At 45.3% G+C, this 20,796-nt stretch carries 18 protein-coding genes and 1 pseudogene; 10 read left to right on the forward strand and 9 right to left on the reverse strand.

Going from position 1 to position 20,796, the window contains the following annotated elements; translation table 11 throughout:
• The first annotated feature begins 17 nt into the window (after nt 1-17).
• Nucleotides 18-1,652: a LamG-like jellyroll fold domain-containing protein gene (locus ACYVRA_RS12225; protein WP_461252992.1), complete on the forward strand. Its 1,635-nt coding sequence runs from the start codon at nt 18-20 to the stop codon at nt 1,650-1,652.
• 48 nt (nt 1,653-1,700) lie between these two features.
• A complete protein-coding gene (locus tag ACYVRA_RS12230) occupies nt 1,701-2,537 on the forward strand; it encodes an MBL fold metallo-hydrolase (RefSeq protein WP_461252993.1) in 837 nt (278 codons plus the stop codon).
• Here ACYVRA_RS12230 and ACYVRA_RS12235 read toward each other — a convergent pair.
• Nucleotides 2,509-3,582, reverse strand: coding sequence for an Ldh family oxidoreductase (locus ACYVRA_RS12235; RefSeq protein ID WP_461252994.1), 1,074 nt, complete (start codon nt 3,580-3,582; stop codon nt 2,509-2,511). The genes ACYVRA_RS12230 and ACYVRA_RS12235 overlap by 29 nt on opposite strands.
• A gap of 30 nt (nt 3,583-3,612) precedes the next feature.
• Nucleotides 3,613-4,791 (reverse strand): methionine adenosyltransferase, encoded by a 1,179-nt coding sequence (gene metK, locus ACYVRA_RS12240; protein ID WP_461252995.1) that lies wholly within the window; start codon nt 4,789-4,791, stop codon nt 3,613-3,615.
• A gap of 112 nt (nt 4,792-4,903) precedes the next feature.
• On the opposite strand from metK, the gene ACYVRA_RS12245 reads away from it, so the two are divergent.
• The 3 genes from ACYVRA_RS12245 (at nt 4,904) to ACYVRA_RS12255 (ending at nt 8,752) form a co-directional block, all read left to right on the forward strand.
• Nucleotides 4,904-6,925, forward strand: a complete 2,022-nt coding sequence (locus tag ACYVRA_RS12245; protein WP_461252996.1) for a 4-alpha-glucanotransferase — start codon at nt 4,904-4,906, stop codon at nt 6,923-6,925.
• Nucleotides 6,926-6,970: 45 nt separating this feature from the next.
• Nucleotides 6,971-7,777, forward strand: coding sequence for a M48 family metalloprotease (locus ACYVRA_RS12250; RefSeq protein WP_461252997.1), 807 nt, complete (start codon nt 6,971-6,973; stop codon nt 7,775-7,777).
• Between the two features lie 96 nt (nt 7,778-7,873).
• On the forward strand, nt 7,874-8,752 hold the full coding sequence (locus ACYVRA_RS12255) for a hypothetical protein (protein ID WP_461252998.1): 879 nt from the start codon (nt 7,874-7,876) through the stop codon (nt 8,750-8,752).
• A 75-nt stretch (nt 8,753-8,827) separates the two neighbouring features.
• Here the strand turns inward: ACYVRA_RS12255 and ACYVRA_RS12260 are convergent, their stop codons facing one another.
• Nucleotides 8,828-9,205: a DUF5615 family PIN-like protein gene (locus ACYVRA_RS12260; protein ID WP_461252999.1), complete on the reverse strand. Its 378-nt coding sequence runs from the start codon at nt 9,203-9,205 to the stop codon at nt 8,828-8,830.
• A 15-nt stretch (nt 9,206-9,220) separates the two neighbouring features.
• The gene (locus ACYVRA_RS12265; RefSeq protein WP_461253000.1) at nt 9,221-9,451 is read right to left on the reverse strand and encodes a DUF433 domain-containing protein; all 231 of its coding nucleotides are present in this window, start codon (nt 9,449-9,451) and stop codon (nt 9,221-9,223) included.
• A 168-nt stretch (nt 9,452-9,619) separates the two neighbouring features.
• Here ACYVRA_RS12265 and ACYVRA_RS12270 point away from each other — a divergent pair, with 168 nt between their 5' ends.
• From ACYVRA_RS12270 to ACYVRA_RS12280, 3 genes are all read left to right on the forward strand, one after another.
• A complete protein-coding gene (locus ACYVRA_RS12270) occupies nt 9,620-10,174 on the forward strand; it encodes an LPP20 family lipoprotein (protein WP_461253001.1) in 555 nt (184 codons plus the stop codon).
• Between the two features lie 123 nt (nt 10,175-10,297).
• On the forward strand, nt 10,298-11,503 hold the full coding sequence (locus ACYVRA_RS12275) for an LPP20 family lipoprotein (RefSeq protein WP_461253002.1): 1,206 nt from the start codon (nt 10,298-10,300) through the stop codon (nt 11,501-11,503).
• Between the two features lie 32 nt (nt 11,504-11,535).
• Nucleotides 11,536-13,302 carry an ATP-binding protein gene (locus tag ACYVRA_RS12280; RefSeq protein WP_461253003.1) on the forward strand — a complete coding sequence of 589 codons (1,767 nt, stop codon included), beginning with the start codon at nt 11,536-11,538 and terminating at the stop codon, nt 13,300-13,302.
• A gap of 195 nt (nt 13,303-13,497) precedes the next feature.
• On the opposite strand, the gene ACYVRA_RS12285 is transcribed toward ACYVRA_RS12280, so the two are convergent.
• Entirely contained in the window at nt 13,498-14,283 is a 786-nt protein-coding gene (locus ACYVRA_RS12285; RefSeq protein WP_461253033.1) for a TIGR02757 family protein, read from the reverse strand.
• The gene (gene guaB / locus ACYVRA_RS12290) at nt 14,267-15,718 is read right to left on the reverse strand and encodes an IMP dehydrogenase (protein WP_461253004.1); all 1,452 of its coding nucleotides are present in this window, start codon (nt 15,716-15,718) and stop codon (nt 14,267-14,269) included. Before guaB ends, ACYVRA_RS12285 begins: the two co-directional genes overlap by 17 nt.
• Before the next feature lie 277 nt (nt 15,719-15,995).
• Here guaB and trxA point away from each other — a divergent pair, with 277 nt between their 5' ends.
• On the forward strand, nt 15,996-16,313 hold the full coding sequence (trxA, locus tag ACYVRA_RS12295) for a thioredoxin (protein ID WP_461253005.1): 318 nt from the start codon (nt 15,996-15,998) through the stop codon (nt 16,311-16,313).
• On the opposite strand, the gene ACYVRA_RS12300 is transcribed toward trxA, so the two are convergent.
• The gene (locus ACYVRA_RS12300; RefSeq protein ID WP_461253006.1) at nt 16,305-17,321 is read right to left on the reverse strand and encodes a hypothetical protein; all 1,017 of its coding nucleotides are present in this window, start codon (nt 17,319-17,321) and stop codon (nt 16,305-16,307) included. The genes trxA and ACYVRA_RS12300 overlap by 9 nt on opposite strands.
• A 251-nt stretch (nt 17,322-17,572) precedes the next feature.
• Between ACYVRA_RS12300 and ACYVRA_RS12305 the strand changes: the two genes are divergently transcribed.
• Nucleotides 17,573-19,690 (forward strand): formylglycine-generating enzyme family protein, encoded by a 2,118-nt coding sequence (locus ACYVRA_RS12305; RefSeq protein ID WP_461253007.1) that lies wholly within the window; start codon nt 17,573-17,575, stop codon nt 19,688-19,690.
• Nucleotides 19,691-19,962: 272 nt separating this feature from the next.
• Here the strand turns inward: ACYVRA_RS12305 and ACYVRA_RS12310 are convergent, their stop codons facing one another.
• Nucleotides 19,963-20,478 carry a PDDEXK nuclease domain-containing protein gene (locus ACYVRA_RS12310; protein ID WP_461253034.1) on the reverse strand — a complete coding sequence of 172 codons (516 nt, stop codon included), beginning with the start codon at nt 20,476-20,478 and terminating at the stop codon, nt 19,963-19,965.
• Nucleotides 20,476-20,796, reverse strand: a pseudogene (locus ACYVRA_RS12315) (DUF1016 N-terminal domain-containing protein); the annotation flags it as partial. The pseudogene ACYVRA_RS12315 and the gene ACYVRA_RS12310, both read right to left, overlap by 3 nt.

Consider the following 20,796-nt stretch of genomic DNA (forward strand, 5'->3'; position numbering starts at 1 on the left):
TAAGATAGAGGAAAACTATGAAAAAATTACTCATTTTCACATTGACAGTATACATCTTCCTGTTTATTTGCGGAAGCGTCTACGCCGTCGGAGAAAAAACAATTCCTCTTGGCGCGGGAGCGACATGGAAGGCGGCTGAATACAGAATTGGAATTACCGAAGCCGCTTCAATCAGGCCTCATCCCGTGTTGCTCCTCTCTTCATCCGCGGCGGTAACGTCAGCCGCAGGGTATCAGGCCGCGTCCGGCGTTTGGGGAAATTTTTCCGCTTTAAAGGAAAGCGCCCTTGATCTTTCAGTTTCATTCGATGAAAGAACGCCGGAACTTTTTAGGGACAGCGCGGGCAATTACAAGCTTTTTGTCCCGCCCGAAGTTGAGTCCGTAGACCGCGTTCTTGCAAGGGCGGGAGCGGGCGCGGCGTTGTTTGGACGCTATGGGTATGATCCGGATTCCACTCCAATCGTTATTCAGCCTGAGAGCCGTAACGCGCTTTTTGCGCCCGAAAACCGTATTAAGGATTTTACTGTCGAGTTTTGGATGTACCCGTTGAATATGGAAAACGGAGAGCAAATACTGTCTTGGGCTTCGATAATGCCGGGCAACAGGGCGCAGAGGATCGATTGCTCAGTTTCCAAAAATAAATTAAAGTGGTCGTTTGTAAATTTTTTTGCCCCAGTAAACGGTTCAAAACAAATCAATATTGACTTTACAAGTTTAACGCCTGTGGTTCCCAAAACATGGAGCCACCACCTTGTCAGGTTTGACGCGGCGACTGGAATGTTGGAGTATATTGTAGACGGTAAAGGCGAATCAATTGTCTATGCGACAACTACAGGCCGCGAAAACAGCGAGGTTAATATCCCCGTCGTTGGCGGCAACGGCAGGTTTTTGCTTGGCGGGCGTTTTTCTGGATTTATCGACGAATTTAAAATTCACGGCGTATGCGCTGAGCGTTCTACAATTCAAAGATACGCCTCTTGCGGCGGAAGAATCGAAACAAAGCCCGTTGACTTGGGAACCGTTTCAAGCGGCGTTGTCAGAATTAACGCCTGCGGCGGAAGGACAAGCATTAAAGGAACAGCCATTCAAAATGAATTTCGCGAAAACGGAAGGTTTAAATTTTCCGATGACGCGGAAATGAACTTCTTTATCCGCGCGGGAGAGAACCCCTATTCTATGGACGGCATTCCCTGGGTCATTTTTACGCCGGGCTCTGACATATCGGGAGTGCGCGGGCGTTATGTGCAAATAGCGGTGGATTTTTACCCGTCTGCGGACGGCGAGTGCAGCCCCTATCTTGAGCAGATGAATATAGTTTTTTTACAGGGAGAAGCTCCCCTGCCGCCCCGCAATTTGACTGCCATTGCCAAAGACGGCAGTGTTCAACTCCGCTGGAAACAAAGCCCCACTACGGATACGGCAGGGTACCTTGTCTACTACAGCGCCGTCCGCGGAGAGCTTTTTGGCAATGACTCCAAATTGGGGCCTTCGCCGATAGATGTTGGAATAATGACAAATATTAATATTGACGGGCTAAAAAACGGGACGCTTTATTACTTTAGGGTCGCAGCCTATGACATGGCGGGAAGAACCCGCAATATAGGGGACTTTTCTGCCGAGGTTACCGCCCGCCCGCTTACCGGCTTAAAGTAATTAGAACGGATAATTGATATATTTATGAGAATATAATATAATTTAAATATGCTTACAGTTCGTTTTTGGGGCGTTAGAGGTTCAATTCCGGTTCCCGGGCCAAATACGGTAATTTACGGCGGAAACACATCCTGTATTGAAATACGCGCCGATGAACGTCTTGTCATCGTTGATCTTGGCTCAGGCGTGCATACTTTAGGCGGTTGGCTCATAGAAAACGAGTTAAAAAGCAAGGGCAAGATAAAAGCCGATATTCTCCTTTCACATACCCACTGGGATCATGTAATGGGGTTTCCCATGTTCAGCCCCATTTATTCCAGCGGCACCGAGTTAAATATAATAGGGCCTGCGACTTTGGAAAGCATCGATCTTAAATCAGCTATAGAAAATCAGCTTTCGTCCCAGTACTGGCCTGTGCAGCCTGACAGGCTTGCCGCGAAAATTAAATATCAGCAAATAAAAGAAACTACCATCGATCTTGGCGATGGGCTTACTGTAAGCAGTAAATTTCTTAATCATTCGCTTCCATGCTTTGGTTACAGGATAAATTATAAAGGCAAATCAGTAGCGACTATTTTTGATCACGAACTTTTTCTTACTCCTGAAGAAAATGAAAAAGTAAAGAAGTTTATAAGCGGGGTGGATATTTTAATTCATGACGCGCAATACAAACAGGAAGAATACGCAAGCCATAAAGGGTGGGGGCATTGCACTTACGAGCAGGTAATGGAATTCACCTCCGGCATAGATATAAAAACTCTTGTTTTTTTCCACCATGAACCTTCGCGTAAAGACAGCGAGTTGGAGCAGATTGAAAAGCGTTACGCGAATAATACGTCCCCAAAAATAATTGTCGCTAAAGAAGGTCTTGTTCTGGAAGCTTAAGGGAAATCGCGATCTTCTTCATTTCTTCCAAAGTTTTTTCGTTCACGGGAATATTGCCGTTCTTGCGCTGTGACATCATCTGCGCCGACCTTTCCCCATGCGTATAAATTCGGCTCTGCCCTTCCGCTTTTTTGCTGTCGCGTATTTCCTGTAAAAATTTTGACATATTGGCTTTTATGGAAGTCTTATCGCCAAAGATGCCGTAATCAATCGCCATAAAATAATGGCAAATCCCCGTGTGATCGGGTTTTCTATTTACGTGATTCGACGTAAGTCCGCTTGAAATTACGGCGGAAAAAAGGTCTACGATAATGGTAAGGCCGTATCCCTTATGCCCGCCGTTCAGCGTTCCCATTCCTCCAAGCGGGGTAATGCCGCCTCCCGCCTTAGCGATTATATTGTCAACCACGACAGCCGCGTCCGTGCATGGCTTTCCATTCGCGTCAAGCGCCCAGTGCTCTGGAAGCGGCTCCCCGTTTTTTCTGTACACTTCAAGCGTTCCCCGCGGGACGACTGTCGTTGCCGCGTCATAAGAAAAATTAAATGGCTCTGCGGGCATTGCGAGGGCGATTGCGTTTGTCCCCGTCATGGCTTCGCAGCCAAAGGTGGGAACGCAGATAGCCTCCGTATTTGTCATGCAGACGCCGATTAAGTCCTTCTCCGCCGCCATGTCTGTGTAGTAACTTGCGATGCCGTAATGGTTGGAATTGCGGACTGTCACCATGCCACACCCGTTGTTACGCGCTTTTTCAATCGCCATATTCATGGCCTGCACGCTCACAAGCTGCCCCATCGCCTTGTTTGCTTCAAGGCAGGCGGAAATCCCCGTTTCGTGAACAATGTTTATTTTAGCCTTTACGTCCACCTGTCCCGAAGTTATTTCATCATGATAGCGCATAAGCCTGTGAATGCCGTGAGACTCAATTCCATAAAGGTCGGCGCGAATAATCACGTCGCTTATAATTTCGCTTTCATCTTTAGAAAACCCGTAAGCCTGATACAAATTTACGCAAAAGCGCCGCGCCTTGCCAGTGTCAATCTGCATTCCCCCTCCCGTGTTACGCGCAAAATTACGCTAACTAATCGCTTTTTTCAGCTCCTCAACCTTATCCGTTTTTTCCCACGGGAATTCCGCGCGTCCAAAATGACCGTAAGAAGCGGTCTTTAGATAAATGGGGCGGCGCAGGTCAAGCGTCTTGATAATTCCCGCTGGGCTTAAATCGAAAACTTTTTCCACGGCTTTCCCGATGCTTGTTTCATCAGTCTTTGCGGTTCCAAAGGTGTCCACCATTACCGAAACCGGGAACGGCACTCCAATCGCGTAGGCAAGCTGGATTTCGCAACGGTCGGCAAGTTTGGCGGCGACAATGTTCTTCGCGATGTAACGCGCCGCATAGGCCGCAGAACGGTCAACTTTTGTCGGGTCTTTGCCTGAAAAAGCGCCGCCGCCATGCCGCCCCATGCCGCCGTAAGTGTCTACGATAATTTTACGCCCAGTAAGCCCCGTGTCCCCGAACGGGCCGCCAATTACAAAACGCCCTGTCGGGTTTATAAAGTACTTTGTTTTTTTATCCAATAATCCCGTAGGTTCAAGAATCGGATTAATAATTTTTTCTATAACTGTTTCTTCTATTTCCTTATAAGTTACGTCAGGATCATGCTGATGGGAAACGACAACCGCGTCAATGCGAACCGGTTTAAAACCTTCGTATTGTATCGTCACTTGGCTTTTCGCGTCAGGGCGCAGCCATTTAATGGCTTTGCTTTTACGCAGTTTTGTCGCGTTAATAAGTATCTTGTGGGCGAGCGTTATAGGTAGGGGCATAAGTTCTTTTGTCTCGTTGCAGGCGAAACCGAACATCATTCCCTGATCGCCCGCTCCCTGCTGGCCTTTAAATTTTTTAAGGCCGGTGCCTGAAACTCCCTGCGAAATATCGGGAGACTGGTTGTGAATCATGTCAAGAACCGCCATTGAATTGCAGTCAAGCCCGTAAGACGGGTCGGTATAGCCAATATCCCGCGCTATATCCCGCACCAGATGATGGAAATCGACAAACGTTTTTGTCGTAATTTCCCCGCCGATAAGCACAAGAGAGGTGGACGCGAAGGTCTCACAAGCCACCCTGCTTTCGGGGTCTTCTTTAAGGCATGCGTCAAGAATCGCGTCAGATACCTGATCGCAAAGCTTGTCGGGATGCCCTTCGCCGACTGACTCGGACGTGAAAAAGTATGTTGAATTATCCGTATTTTTCATTTTAATCTCCTTATTTAAATAATATCGAAAATTTCACTTTTTGGCAATTAGAACTGTTTACCATTAATTAAAAAAGCGTTATAATTAATAAAATCCTAAAAGGGGGGATAATATGGAAAAACAGGCTGTCAATAAACGGCTACTTGGAGTGGTGGTTCCGGTTGGAGCTTTACGGTCAAAAAAAGGCATGGGAGTGGGCGAATTTCCGGATTTGGTTGATTTTGCCGCTCTTTGCAAAAAGATGAGGCTTGGACTGATTCAACTTTTGCCTGTGAACGATACCGGTTTTGAAAGTTCTCCGTATTTTAGTCTTACGGCATTCGGTCTTCATCCTCTTTATCTGCGGATTGAAGAACTTGATGAATATGCGTTGGCTGAAGATTTGGTTAAAAAACGCATTAAAAAAGCGAGGGAAAATTTTGAAAAAAACAGCCGTTTTTCCCATTATCATGTTTTAAAAGAAAAATTGGAAATATGCCGTGAAATATACGAAGCGAGCAAAGCGCAAATTGTAAAAAACGCTAATGGCGGAAGTTTATCCTCATGGATTGAGCAAAATTTATGGGTAAAAGAATATGCCGTATACAGAAGGCTAAAAGAAAAAAACGATCTAAAATCATGGAAAAACTGGACTGAATACGGTTCTGTAACAGCCGCCGATATAGAAAAATTATGGAACGATAAATCACTGCGCGAAGAACACATTTTTTGGGTATGGCTGCAACAGGCGCTTGATGTCCAATTTTCCAAAGCCGCAAAAGCAATTGCCGACGCGGGTATTGTCCTTGAAGGCGATCTGCCCATTTTAATGAACGAAGACAGCTGCGACGTATGGGCGCATCCTGAAATATTTATTCAGGAACTGTCAGCCGGCGCGCCGCCCGATATGTACAGTCCCGACGGCCAAAACTGGGGTTTCCCCATTTACAACTGGGAAGCGCAGGAGAAAGACAATTACGCGTGGTGGAAAAGAAGGCTTGCGGCAGCCGAAAAATATTACAAGGCTTACAGAATAGATCATGTTTTGGGATTTTTCCGCATTTGGGCAAGTTCCCACAGGGATTATACCGCCGCTCTAGGGCGTTATGTGCCATATCCGCCGATTACTACGGGCGACTTAAAAAAACTGGGTTTTGATAAGAGTAGAATTCGCTGGGTATCCCAGCCGCATATCCGCACGGATGAGCTGCTGCACGCCCTGCGAAATAACTGGGGCAGTCTATTTACGGACGCCGACATAAAAGCCGCGTCTGACAGGATTTTTTCCAGGGCGCTTGTGCGGATAAATAACGAAGAACTTTGGCTGTTTAAAAAGAAAATTGCCGGAGAAAAAGATATTGACGCTTTGGATCTTCATCCGGCAATCCGTAATTTCCTTATGACGGAATGGAAAAACAGGGTTTTTATTGAATATAAAAAAGGGAAATTTTTCCCAGCATGGTATTACAGGGACGCGAAGGCATACTCCACTTTTTCGCAGGAAGAAAAATCGGCCATGGAAGCTTTATTGGAAAAACGCCAGAAAAGGGCGGAAAAAACATGGGCGCAATTGGGAATGAAGCTGCTTTCGGTATTGGTACAGTCGTCCTCGATGCTTCCGTGCGCCGAAGATCTTGGCGCGGTTCCCGCCTGCGTTCCTAAAGTGCTGACCAAACTTAAAATACTTGGTTTGCGCGTGACGCGGTGGGTCCGCGAATGGGATAAAGCGGGGCAGCCTTACATTCCTTTTGAAAATTATCCCCAATTGAGCGTTTGCACTCCCGCGGTTCATGACAGTTCGACGCTAAGACAGTGGTGGGAAACGGAAGCGGATCAGGGGCAGTATTCGGGCTTTTTAGGCGTTCCCTCTTTACCGAAAGTTTACAACCCTGGAACTGCAAAGATAATTCTTACAAAGACCGCCCAGGCCCGTTCCCGTTTCCGCGTATTCCAAATACAGGACTTACTGCATCTTTCCAATAATTGGTACTCCGCGGATCCGGCAGATGAAAGGATAAACGTGCCGGGCAGCGTGAATGATTTTGTCTGGACATACCGTCTTCCGGCTTTTATCAGTGAAATTGCCAAAGACAAGGAACTTATCCTTGCCGTCAGGGAGTTAAGCAAGGTTAAACCCGCCAAAAAGAAGATTTAAGGCAAAATAGTTTGAATTTTTATTAAGAGGTTATATATTACCGGTATGAAAAAGTTATTATTTGTTTTTATTATAATATTTTGTTTTACAGGCGCTGTTTTTTCCCAGACAGGTCAGGATATTGACGATGGTTTTTCACCTCTTGACGCTTATTATCTTGGACGCGCGGTAGCCGCGAATATACTGACTAAATATAAACTGTATAACAATGCGGAAGCGACTAAATATGTAAATAATATCTGTCAGACGCTTGTGATTAATTCTAATTATCCTATTCCCTACAATGGTTATTATGTAATGATTCTTGACAGCGGGGAATTTAACGCTTTTGCCACTCCCGGCGGACACATATTTATTACCAGAAAACTGGCGGAATCGGCGTCCTCCGAAGATATGCTGGCGGCTGTAATCGCCCATGAACTGGCGCATATTATGTTAAGGCATGGAATCAGCATTATCAATTCCGTAAAACTTGAAAACGAACTGTCCGCTATAGCGGATAGGGCCGCGAGTAACGCCGCGAGTAAAAACGCCGAAGCGGCCCGCGCCGCTGTTTTTCGCGATTCCATAACGACAACCGTAGACGTTCTTATGAGAAGCGGTTATTCGCAAACCCAGGAATTTGAAGCTGATCTTGAGGCGGTAGTCCTGCTCGCGAGGGCGGGCTACGATCCGGGCGCTCTTTTAGAAATGCTGAAAGTTTTACAAAAATCCAGAGGCATTCAAAACGGCGGCCTATATTCAACCCACCCAAGCCCGGAGCGGCGAATTGCCAATATAGACGTATTGAAGTTCCGTAAAAATGACACGCTTAGGTATCGTTTGCAAAGATTTAGGAATATGAAGTTTTAGCCATATCACCCGATTACTCTGAATATTTGGCGCGTATTATTGACATTGTTATTTCGCAGTATTAAATTGTAGTAATTATTCGCGGAGGAATTAATCATGACTATTAAAAACAATTTAAAAAACAAATCAATAAAGCGAGTTTTTTTATGCGCGGTTCTTGTAATTATTAATGTTATGGCTTCCTTTGCGCAGGATGGAGCTGATAATACGTATAGAAATATACCGGTAGAGGTAATCGGCGTTCCATATAGTTATCAGGATATTAGGGGGCCTCATTCCCTGGATTATCTTCTTGATTCATTGTATGATATGTTTTCCAAAGGGCAATACGCGAGTTTTGTTAATTTTAGGATTAATAAATTTGTTTATGAATTTAAAAACAACGGCAGTTTAATTTTAAGCACATTTTACAGTTATGATCAAACGCCCGCGGGCGAGAATTCGTTTTACCCCGCGAAAGACAATGATGTTCATAAATGGCAGTTAACGCCTCAATACCATAATCATTTACAAGGTAATTGTTCACTGGACAGGTTTGATGACATCGCGATTTCTCAGGGAAAATTAAATGAAATGATAAAAGACCCCGGCCTTAAAAAAATCTACGACGTTCTTTATTCCGTCGCCTTAGATATGGACTACGATTATAACCGTGTTGGAATGAGGGCAAAGTTTGTAACTCCCACCCCGTTAAAAGGCGTTTGTGATGATTATAGCGATCTTTTAATATCCCGTCTCCTTAACGCCAATATTGCCGGAGTAAGCGATATTGTAAAAGTATCAGGTCAAAATCACGCGTGGGTTACCCTAAAATACAAAGGCAGGCTTCTTTATTTGGACGCGACATGGTTCGATACTAACGTAATTGATGAAACCGGAACGGTAGTCCACACTCCGTATAAAGACCCGCGAAATTTTACATTCGATAACGAAATTTTCACCAATCACGGTAAACATCATTTGCCGGGCAGATGATTAGCGGGCGCGTGTGGCAGAATACGGATTTTACCACGAACCACACGAACCAGAGAACCTAAAATGTATAAATAATTATTTTTCAGGAAGCGCAAAGGGAAGAATATGCATTCTGGTTTTATGAGGATCAATCGTAATTATAGTGCCTTGTTCAATAGCAGCGGAGTATTTAATAAGCGCTTCGGCTACCCGATCAAGATGCGCCTCTGGACGGGTATCCTCGGCGCGAATTTGTATAACACTGGGACCAGTAACGCGGGTAGAAACTAGAATGGCGCTAAAATCAAGATCGTTTGTAAAAACGGAATATCCGTTTTGCCTGGCATAGGACATAATTTCAATGTCTTGAGCGTTAGCCGCGCCTATTGCACTCCAATGGACAGCTTCAATTCCCCGGCTTGAAAGCATATTAGCCCAACGAACAGCAAGATTAACATCAACAATTATTTTCATGATTAAAAATAGTTATCAAGTAAGCGCGACTTCACGGCCTTCGGCAAGCCATGCGGCATATTGCAGAGATTGTAGAATATCCTCCCGCTCAAGGTAAGGATAATCAATCAGCAGTTCTTCAATCGTTTCCCCTGCGCCAATTTGGGAGAGTATTCTGCCAACGGTCAGGCGCATACCCCGAATACAGGGCTTGCCGCCCATTATACCGGGGTCATTGGTTATGCGGTTAAAATGTTCAAGCGGCATATTCGATCTCCTTCTTCTTTTAATATACCATGTTATGCCTTTTTTGTCGATATTTGTGATGTTCGTGTGGTTCGTGGTAAAAATAATAATTGAAAAAAATCGCGGTTTGCGGTATATTGCCATTAAAGACGTATGTCTTTTTAAATAAAAATATGAGGAGTTTTTAAAATGAAGAAAATTAGTTTAATTCTTTTGGTTTTATCTTTGGCTTTCACTTTGATGTCATGCGCTTCAAAGCCGCCTGCGGCGGGAGCGGCGTCTGATGTGCCGCCCTGGCTAAACGATCTTCCCCCGGCGGACGCTATTTGGGGAATCGGGACAGCCAAACAATCTTCTACTTCAGCGTCATTGAACGCGGCGGAAAGCCGCGCGAGGGTCGCGGTTGGCCGCCAGATTCAGACCAAGGTACAGGCTATGTTTACGGATTATAACCTTGACGCTGGTAACGCGAAAAACCAGGCTAGTTCTTCCCTGCAGGAAGACGTAAGCCGCCAAATTACCAATATTGACGTTTCAGGAGCCCGTCCAATTCAACGCTGGAAGGGAAAAGACGGCGCGTGGTGGATTCTGGTAGAAGTGAAAAAAGCTGATGTAAAAAAGCAAGTGGCGAGCATTTTGGGAAATGAAGAGGCGGCATTCGCTCAATTTAAGGCGCAACAGGCGCTTCAGATGATGGACGCTCAACTTGACAAAAAAGATAAGGCCGTGGTGGTGGACAATTAATTTTTTAATTAACGGAAACTGAAACAACACCCTCATCATTTTGTGGTGAGGGTGTTAATTTATAAGGGAATTGGAATGTCATTGAAAAAATAATTTATTTTATTTTTTTTGGAGAATTATCTAATGTTTAAATTAAGGTTTGTCAGTTTGTTGTTATGTTTAACGCTGCTGGCGTTAGGCGCTTGCGGAAGTTCGCCAAAATCTGATAACGGCGCTTCGGAAGCCCAAGCCGCGGCGAAAGACGCGCTGGAAAGGCTTGACGAGCAGGTGGGTCGGCCAACGGACGCGCCAAGCGTTCCTTCGCGGCAGCAGCCGTCAGACGGGCAGGGCGCTTCTTCATCAACGCAGCGGCAAACATCAGTAAATAACAGCAAGACAAAACCCGCATGGGTCGATTCCGTCGATTCAGTATTTAACAGATCGCAGTATGTCGCTGCTTCCGGCAGCGCGTCAAATCGCGACATGGCGGAAAAAAACGCGCTTGCCAACCTTATCGCGATTTTTGGCCAGTCCATAAAAGCGGATCAGACAATTGTAAATACCTATCAGGAAGCGGTTAAAAACGGCGTTACGGCGGGGTGGACGGATAACATCGCCATGCAAAATACAATTAAAACTTCGTCCTCAATGGACACTCTTGTCGGCGCGGAAATAAAAGAAGTCTGGTATGATTCAAAGGGCACCTACTTTGCCGTCGCCGTTATGGAGAAAGCAAGAACCGCCCAGCTGTACAACGAGATGATAAAGGCAAATCAAAATGTAATAGATAACCTTTTAAATATGAGCCAGATGGAAAAAAATTCTCTGGAAGGATATTCACGGTATCAATTTGCCGCGATAGTGGCTGATATCAATATTACATATGGGAACGTGTTGCAAGTAATAGGCGCACCTCTTCCCGCGGGGCTTATAAAGGGGGATAATTACCGCCTTGAGGCGCAGAATATCACCAAGGCTATTCCTGTGAGAATTACGGTAAAGAACGATAAAGCCGGAAGGATTCAAGGCGCGTTCGCCAAAGCGTTTTCAGATATTGGTTTTAGAACCGGCGGAGTTAATTCGCGCTACAATCTTAATGTGGAAATTACTGTCTCTCCTGTAGATTTTCCCAACAACCCCAATAAATTTGCCCGTATAGAACTGGGCGCGAATTTTATTGATACAAGCGATAAATCGGTATTATTGCCCTACAATTTTAATAGCCGTGAAGGGCATTCCACCGTTTCGGAAGCCGAAAACCGCGTTTATATGGCGGCGGAACGTAAAATTAACGAGGAATACAAGAATTTATTATTGGATTATATGTCTCAATTGTTGCCAAAAAGGTAAAGGTTATGTAAAATAAATATTGGGGTAGGGGGATGTCCGATCAATATATATATAATTACGATGATATTATAAAGGTTCTGCCGGCATGGGCTGAGGAGCTTGCCAATAAATACCGTTCAAAAACCGCAAACGTATATATTTTACACGGCAACATTAGGGATTTTCTTCCACACGAAAAAAATGAGGGCGAGTTTACTTTTAAAAGAGTGCAGGATTACATCTCTGAAATTTTATTCGGCAACAAGGAAATAATAGCTTTCTACGACAGCTCAAGGGGGCTGACGTTTTGCGAACCGCACATGGAAAAAAATTATCTCTCTGCGGCGCCTCAATTCGCAGCAAGCCCCGATTTTGACTCTGGCGATTTTGTTTCAAATGATCCGGAACGGTGTTTTCCGTATCTTGAAAAATATTTTCTCTCTCAGGTACCGGAAGAAAAACGGGTTAAAGGCCGTAAGGTTTTAATAGTTGATTTCGCCGAACATATTGTTCCCGCCGGGGATTTAATCCGCTTGTCGGACAGGGACAGGTACTGTATGGTAACGTTTAACCGCTGGGCGACCGACCCTAAATTTATTAAAGGCGATATTTCAATTATTCTGTTGACTGAAAACTTGTCAGATATTTCTTCGCGCCTTACAAGTTCTCCTGCTATCGTAAAAATAAGCGTTCCGTTTCCAAACGCAAAAATCAGGGAAAGCTTTCTCCGCTCTGAAGAAGAAAAAGGAAAACTCCTGCTTGAGCGAGGACTGACTCCCGAAAGGCTCGCGTCGATTACGTCCGGCCTTAATCTGATGAACCTGTACCGCCTGGCCGCTGAAAGCTTTGAAAACGAAAAACCTATTTCGCTTGATTTCATGCGGCAAAAAAAGAAAGAGATAATCGAGAACGGTGCGGGCGGTCTTTTGGAATTTATGGAAACGTCTTATGATCTTTCCCATGTGTCGGGGCATGACTTTGTAAAGAAGCGGTTTAAGAACGCGGCGAAGGCGATTAAAAAAGGACGCCCCGACGTATTGCCGATGGGATATTTAATCGCCGGTCCTGTGGGAACGGGTAAAAGTTTTATGGTTAGCGCCTTCGCGGGCGAGATTGGAATCCCGATGGTGAAGTTCCGCAATTTCAGAACCAAGTGGCAGGGAGAGACTGAATCTAATCTTGAAAGAGTGTTGAATATTCTTGTGGCGATGGCTCCTGTAGGAGTGATGATAGACGAGGCTGACGCTTTTTTGGGAGACCGCTCTCAGGAAGGGGATTCCGGCACGAGCAATCGCGTGTTTGCGCAAATAGCCTCTTTCATGGGCAATACGGAATACCGCGGAAAAATTATCTGGTTTTTAATAACGTGCCGCCCCGACTTAATACCGATTGACCTTAAAAGGCAGGGACGCGCCGAAGAGCATCTGGCTCTTTTTTACCCAGAAACAAAAAAAGACAGGGAAGACCTTTTTAATACGTTAGTACGCAAGCTTGACTTGGACATCCGTAATTTTTCAATTTCCGATCTTTTTAAAAAGTACGACTACGAATACTCAGGCGCCGATTTGGAAGCGGTTCTTGTCCGCGCTAAACTTATCGCCGCGATGGCCGACCGTATTTATGTGAAACGCGAAGACATGGAAGAAGCGATGAGCGACTTTATTCCCGCCGACCATCCCTACGAAGTTGAATTGCAAAACCTTGTCGCTGTCTTGGAATGCACCTCAAAAGAAATGCTTCCCATGCGTTTCCAAAAACTAACGCGCAGCAAATTAATAAGCGATATTCAGGAAATAAAATCCCTGTTAGGCGAAAGGTAGTCAGTACTCTGCATTTACAAAAAGAATCTCTCGCAAAGGCGCAGAGGCGCAAAGTTCCTGTCCGATAGTTCATTGTCACCTAGATATATTAGTTTGACTACAAATCTTGAAGGAAAAACGATGTTCCTACGAACAACAACTTTGCGCCTTTGCGCCTTTGCGAGAGATAATTTGAGAATAATGTTTTGTATATATTTAGATGTTATTCACACCAACACCAAATAACGCGAAATCATACTTCACCGGGTCATCCGGGCAGTACTCCCGTAATTTTTCAGTCAGCAGGATAACTGCTTTTTTATCATTGGATTTGCGCTCCAACAGACCTATCTTTCTCGCTATCCGCGAGACATGAACGTCAAGCGGGATGTATAGGGCGCTAGGTTTTATTTTTTTCCATAAACATAAATCTACCGGGCCTTCTCGCACAAGCCAGCGCAGAGCAAGATTTAGCTTTTTGCATGCGGAGCCGTTTTCATCTTCTTTTCCCGCGTTGGAAACGTGAATGGAGTACTCCCCCTTGTTGGCCTTCGCCATTTCCTCGCGAAATAAATAAAAACCTTTCCATACGTCGCATTGCAAGGAGGGATGCTTTTGTTCCCGGCTTGGGCTGACTGTTTTTTTACCTTGGGCTAAAATTAAGTTTTCAAGATTTCCGTATTTATCGAATATGTATTTAAAGCCCTTGCAAAAATATTTTAAGTCGCTTTCAAAAAAAGTGCGGTGAATGTTTCTGTCTTTTAATTTTTTAAAACCTTGCGAAACAACAAAGTTATACGGGTTAAAATCCATTAACGCGAACATTTTTTCCGCCGAGCGGAGGATAATGTCGCGCCGTCCCCACGCGATTGTAGCGGACAAAAACGCGGCTATTTCTATGTCTTCGCGTTTTTTAAAACGGCGCGGAAATTTGACAGGATCGCTGTCAATAAAATCCTTAGTGCAGATTTTTTTATACCAGTAATCAAGATCGTGAGTAATTTGGCGCTTCCTGAGTTATTGTAATGGTATGCGGATGGCTTTCCCTTAAGCCCGCCGCCGTTATCTTTACAAACTTTTTATACCCGTTAAGTTCCGCGATGCTTTTACAGCCGCAGTAACCCATGCCTTTTCGTAATCCGGCGATAAGTTGGTTCATGTAAGTGCGAAGTTCACCTTTGTACGGGACGCGCCCCTCGATTCCCTCCGGTACCGGTTCTTCATCCTTGCCAATCTGGTAACGGTCTCCCGCGCCGTCCGCTATCGCCCCCATGCTTCCCATCCCGCGGTACTCTTTGTAAATTCTTCCGTCATAAATAATCTCACTTCCCGGCGCTTCCTTTAACCCAGCGAACAGGTTGCCGATCATCACAACCCCCGCTCCCGCGCCTAGAGCCTTTGTAATATCCCCTGAAAATTTAATTCCGCCATCGGCAATTATCGGAGTTTTTGTTTTTGACGCTTCTTCGGCGCAATCCAACACCGCCGTAAACTGCGGAACGCCAATCCCCGCGACAACCCGCGTCGTGCAAATTGATCCCGGCCCTATGCCGACCTTTACCGCGTCAGCCCCCGAAGCGATTAAATTTCTTGTCCCTTCTTTAGTCGCGACATTTCCGCCGATGATAGGTATATTGTAGTCTTTTTTAATTTGACGTATCGCTTCCATTACATTTTTTGAATCGCCGTGCGCGGTATCAACAACGACAAAATCAACCTTTGCTTTTATTAACAGCGGAAGGCGCACGTTAAAATCCTGCGGAGAAATCGCCGCGCCTACAATGAGCTTGCCTGATTTATCTGTCGCCGCGTTTGGGAAATTTTCATGTTTTTCCATATCCGTTACGGTGATAAGCCCGGTCAGTTTTCCTTTGCCGTCTACAACTGGAAGTTTTTCAATTCTGTACTCATAAAATTTATCACGCGCCTTTTCAGCGGTAGGCTCTCCCGTGACAACTACGACATTCTCAGTCATCACTTTGACGACGGGCAGGGAATCATCTCTGCAAAAACGCAGGTCGCGGTTTGTGATTATGCCTTTTAATTTTCCTTCCCCGTCTACTACAGGCAGGCCTGATACGCCGAAAGTTTTAATAAGCGCTTTTACGTCACGGACATGCGCGTCGTAGGGGACTGTCACAGGCGATTCAATTATCCAATTTAAAAACCTTTTTACGCTCGCCACCTGCCGCGCCTGTTCTTCAGGCGGCAAGTTGCGATGAATAACCCCCGCGCCGCCCTCAAGCGCAATGGCAATGGCAAGTTTTTCTTCCGTAACCGTATCCATAGCCGCGGAGATAATTGGCGTATTAAGATTAATTCCGTCGCACAGTACGGTCTTTACATCACATTCTTTCGGCAAAATTTCCGAATAACCCGGCAGGAGAAGCACGTCATCGTAAGACAACCCTTCTTTAAAATTATTATTAACTTCCATATTAGATAATGTCACTTCTAAAAATTATTGTCAAGGCATAATAGGAAAGAATTTCTCACAAAGAACACAAAGGAAGAGAAGATCACAAAGAAGAGGGGAGAGGAGGTTTTTGTCCGTTATCTTATCGTGAAGCTCATATATAGCCTTCGTACAAAAACTCCCTTCTTCCCCTTTGTGATCTTTGTATCTTTGTGTTCTTTGTGAGAAAATTTTGCGTATAAATTCACTTGAAAAAATCCCGGTTATAAGGCAAAATATACAAGGAGAGGGAAAAAGAATGAGTCTTGCCATTACAGTTGATAATTTTGAGTCCGAGGTGTTGGGATCGGAGGTTCCGGTACTGATTGATTTTTGGGCGCCGTGGTGCGGTCCGTGTAAAATGCTCGGTCCTGTAATTGATCAAATCGCGGGGGAATATGAAGGCAGAGTAAAAGTCGGCAAAGTCAATATTGACGAAAACGCCGATCTCGCGGACAGGCACGGGATTGTTTCCATTCCCACGCTTATTATCTACAATAAAGGTGAAATGGCGGCCCAGAAAACCGGAGCCGCCCATAAACACGATATTGTTTCTCTGTTTAAAAACTTACTTTGAATACCTTTTTTGATTATTTGGTTTTCCCGGCGTCGCGCAGCTTGTATCTGTGACATACCAGTCTTTTGCCGTGCCTGTTTTTTTCGCGACGGTTTCATCTCTGCAGATTGTGCGGGTATTGGTAGCTTTGCCGCTCGCGACCGCGTCTTTCGGGCCGCACGCGCTTCCATCAGGAGATTTCCACGCTCCAGCGTCAAAAAGGAATTCCGCAGTTTCGGCAAAATAATCTTTTGTCCACCAGCTATCCTGATTTTCAGATAACATTACCGCGTCAATCACTTTGTCGTCCTGATCCAAAACATAGATCATGGCGGTTTTATGCAGTAATTTTACCTCTCCCGGAATCCAAAAATCCCGCGCCGTAGGAGAAGCGTTTACGCCGACCGATTCATCAAGGGCGTTTGTGTATTCGTCCTTGCTTGACAAATTATACGTGCGAAGATGAAGCACCACATATTCGTCTTTTTTAACTTCGGCGGGCGAGAACTCGTAAATAGTTTGTTTAGCGGCATTTGAATTACTGTTGATAACCACCCTCATCGCGCCCAAATTACCGGCGGTTTTTGTTTTAAATTCGATAAACTCTTCTTTTTTCCCGGCTGCGGCGCTTGCGGATTCCGTGCAAACTTCGTTAATTACCAAATCCGGCATCCTGTCGTTTCTTGTTCGGAACGAGACAAGCACGTTGACGGTATTTTTTTTCTCGTCTTCCGCAAGTATGTCGGTAGTTATAAGTTTCCCCGCTCCTGCTTTTTCTTTCAGTTTGACCTTTACGGTACTGCCGTTTTCCACCGAATCAACTTCAAGTTTCGGCTCGAAATTAATAGATTTGATTGTCACAGGCCGCGAAAAGGTAAATTCGACCTCTTCCTGTGACACCGCCCGGCAGTTCATGTAAACCAGCGCTGATGAACTGCCCCCCAGCATTTTCGCCGCAGTGGGCGTTTCCGGGGTAGAACAGGAGCCCAACAAAATACAGGCTCCAAACAGTAAAAAATATTTTTTCATATTTTTTCCTCCGCCTATATATGGCGTGGACTTGCCATTTTGCTTGACTGTTTTTAAAAGTTTTTCGAAAATATTTCTCACGAAGATCACAAAGAGACAAAGAACACAAAGGAAGAGGGAAGAGGGGGTTTTTGTCCGTTGTTTTATCGTGAATCTCACGCATAGTTTTCGGACAACAACCTCCAAGCAACAGAGGATGAGGCATAATTTTATTTGACAAATTCTCCAAAAAATGATAAAATACACATATTGTGGTAAAAAACTTAATTAAATGGTTCTGGCTTATTGCACTTGTGACAATAATCGGGTTTTCTCTTTTCGCTTGCTCTAGTGATAATGACAGAAATAGCGACGATAATGGCGGCGCCGATCTTTTTATTGGAACATGGGCCGATGACGGTTTAACATTAACATGTACAGGTTCCGCTTGGAACGCGGAAATGGTTGCCGGTTGGAGCGCGGAAATGCCTGCTGGTGCGTCTTTGTCAGGCACTTGTTCTTATTACCGTGACGGCAATTTTATGTCTTTTACTGAAACAGGCGGTGATGAATTTGGCACTGCTTCTGTTTCAGAGAACGTAATGACTTTATTCGCGTATAGGACGATATTTACGCTTATAAAAGAAGGCAGTAACAATAGCGGGGACAATACTATAATAAAAATAGAAATGGTTTCAATACCCGCTGGAACATTTATGATGGGCAGTCCCACAAACGAACCTGGCCGCTATAGCGATGAAACACAACATTCGGTAACATTAACAAAAAGTTTTTCCATGGGCAAGTATGAGGTAACGCAGGAGCAGTATCAGGCGGTGATGGGGAGCAATCCGAGTTATTACTGGCCAGCTGTAACGGGGGAAAAAGGAACGCCCGGCAAGTTGCCTGTAGAGACTGTAAGTTGGTATGACGCGTTAGTATTCTGCAACAAATTGAGCATGACGAAAGGGTTAACCCCAGCGTACAGTATTAGCGGAAGTACCGATCCCGCGGTATGGGGAACAGCGCCAACGAGCAATAACGCGACATGGAATGCCGTAGTAATTGTCGCCAATTCTACCGGGTATCGTTTGCCTACCGAAGCGCAGTGGGAATATGCGTGTCGAGCGGGGACAACGACGGCGTATAACACAGGGGATACTTTTAGCGACAATACAGTGTGGTATTCAATCAACAGTGGAAGCAAAACGCATCAGGTGGGGTTGAGTACTGCAAATGCTTGGGCTTTGTATGATATGCATGGTAATGTATGGGAATTGTGCTGGGACAGGTATGGCGATTATACAAGCGGGTCGCAGACCGATCCTATGGGCGCATCTTCGGGATCTTCCCGTGTGATGCGCGGCGGAAGCTGGCTCAGTCCGGCCGGGATACTGCGTTCCGCGTATCGGCGCAGCAACGACCCGAGCGTCCGGTCCAAGGATGTTGGCTTCCGCCTTGTTCGCCCCGTCGGAGATGACGGCGGAAGCGACATAGCGCCCACGTTTCCGGAAACGGAAGGAACTAAGATTCCGGGCGCTACCCTTGCCGATCAGCTGACATGGCTGCACGCCAATGTCGAAAGTAACACGACATATAACCTTGAACTGAAGTTACCAAATGAGACCATTAGCCCGCAAAACTTTAGCTACAGTGACAAGAGCGATGTCACAATCAATCTTAATAACAACAGCGGTTCTGAACGGATTGTCGCCTTTTCTTCCAACGGTGACCTGCTTACAGTGGATGGCGATGTAACGCTGGTTCTTAATGAAAACGTTACTCTGCGAGGTCGCAACGGCAATACCGGCTCGGTGGTTGAGGTAAAGAATGGCGGCAAACTCATTATAAACGACGGGGTTAAAATAACAGGCAATACTAAAAATAGTGGCGGCGCGGGGGTGGGCGTGGCATTTGCCACTGTCATCATGAACGGAGGGGAAATTACCGGCAACATGACCACAGTTTGGGAAGGCGGCGGTGTGCGTGTAGCGGAAGGAAGTACTTTTATCATGAACGGCGGGAAAATCCACAGCAATACCGCCAATGATTTCGGCGGAGGGTTGTTTATCTCCAAACTTGGCGGTACCGATACCTATTTTATTATGAACGGCGGTGAAATCTATAACAATACCGCCATGTACGGCGGCGGTGTGTCTACGAGCCAGGGCGCGACCTTCCGTATGATTGGGGGAACAATATACGGTTCAAACGCGCCGGAAGGCTTTAAAAATATTGCCACTTCCTCCAACGCGGCGCTTTACCGGTATTCCGGCAGCAGCGACATCACCCAATACGGAACTTTTATCAATGGCACATGGACCAGTAATGGGAATCTGGGTAACAGTAACAATACTATTAAGGTGGTGAACGGGGTGTTGCAGCCGTAACAAACCATGACACGCGGCGTATCTGATACCGCTTTTTGGTAGTGTCGTTATGTGACATTTATGGGGCTGTCCAATAAGTTTGAATTTTTCCACGAACCAACACGAACTACTACACGATGTATGCCCAAAGAATTTATTGAGCACAGACGGACAGGCTGCGCACGCTGTAAAAACTTCGTAAGAGCCCGCCTCGCACTGGCGGCCACCTAAAGGCGGGCTTGCTTTTATTGGGGACTGCGGCATTTATTGGTGCTCTCAGCGTGCGGCATTATTCATCTAACCTGACCACTTAAATACGAGATTATGATAAATTTAAGAACGGGTGAAAGATTTCTCTGTAACGCATATTCAACCACCTGATCATCTTTGTCAGCGCATAGTATAATCCCAACGCTGGGGTTTTCATTGGTTTCTTTGTGATCCCTGTCAAGCGCTTCAAGATAGAAATTCATTTTCCCGATGTATTCCGGTTTGAAAGAGGTTGTTTTTAGCTCAAACGCGACAAGACAGGACAGCCCGCGATGATAAAACAGAAGGTCGATGAAAAAATCAGAATTGCCAACATGGACACGGAACTCCTCGCCGACAAAGGTAAAGTCTTTTCCGATTTCAAGCAGGAATATTTTCATATTTGCGATTATCGCCTTTTGCAAAGCCGGTTCGTGGTGGTCTTCAGGCAAATTTAGGAAGTCAAGATCATAGCTGTCAAGGAACTGGCTTTTTATTTCCTGTTTTATTGGCAGATTTTCTGATTTTTTCTCGGTTATGGCGGCGCGTTCAAAACGCATAGCGTCAAACAGCCGTTCCAGTTTGCGGTATGAATATTTTTCATCAATAGCAAGCTTGATGTAGAAAAGCCGTTCATTTTCAGTTTTTGAGCGGCTCATTACCAGAAGGTTGTTTGACCAGGATAATTCTCTCAACAGTGTTGAGAGAATTTGGCTGTCTTTGTATGTTTCATAAAATTGCTTCATCCGCCAGATGTTTTGAGGGGAAAAACCACGCATATTCCCGAAATTTGCGATTATTTGGTTAGAAAGTTCTTCGACAACGGACTTTCCCCATCCTCCGTTCTGTGTTTTTTCGCTTATTTCCTTGCCGATTTG

This window comes from Treponema sp. R8-4-B8, assembly GCF_054786175.1.